The sequence below is a fragment of the Dyella sp. 05T440 genome, assembly GCF_056395965.1.
This window is the reverse complement of sequence record NZ_JBFTKN010000044.1, coordinates 1-409: the sequence shown is the minus strand read 5'-3', so window position 1 is coordinate 409 and position 409 is coordinate 1. Positions and strand designations below refer to the sequence as shown.

The 409-nt window shown below is 49.1% G+C and carries 1 protein-coding gene; it reads left to right on the top strand.

Annotated elements, in window-relative coordinates; translation table 11 throughout:
* The coding region (locus tag AC1DE1_RS20880; protein ID WP_477179354.1) for an EamA family transporter at window positions 1-409 on the top strand (409 nt) is incomplete at both ends.

The window sequence follows — 409 nt, the reverse complement described above, 5'->3', positions numbered from 1 at the left end:
TTCATTGGGTTCGCCGCCGCTTTCACTGTACTTGCGCTCATTTTCTTTAATGGACAAATGATGCTTAAATTGAATCCGCTCGGCGACATTCTCGCTGCTGCCTCCGCATTCGTCTGGGCGGCATATGCGATTTTGATGAAAAAAATCAGCACATTCGGTTACCATACAATCCAATGCACACAGCGGATCTTTCTGTACGGTTTGCTATTCATGGTTCCCGCTCTGTTCCTGTTTGATTTCCGCTTCGACGCAAGCCCTTTTTCCTCCCCCGTCAATTGGTTGAACATCCTATTCTTAGGCGCGGGCGCATCTGCGCTTTGCTTTGTGACATGGAACTGGTCGGTCGGTGTGCTTGGAGCGGTAAAAACGAGCGCTTATATCTATATGGTGCCCGTCATCACTATTGCGG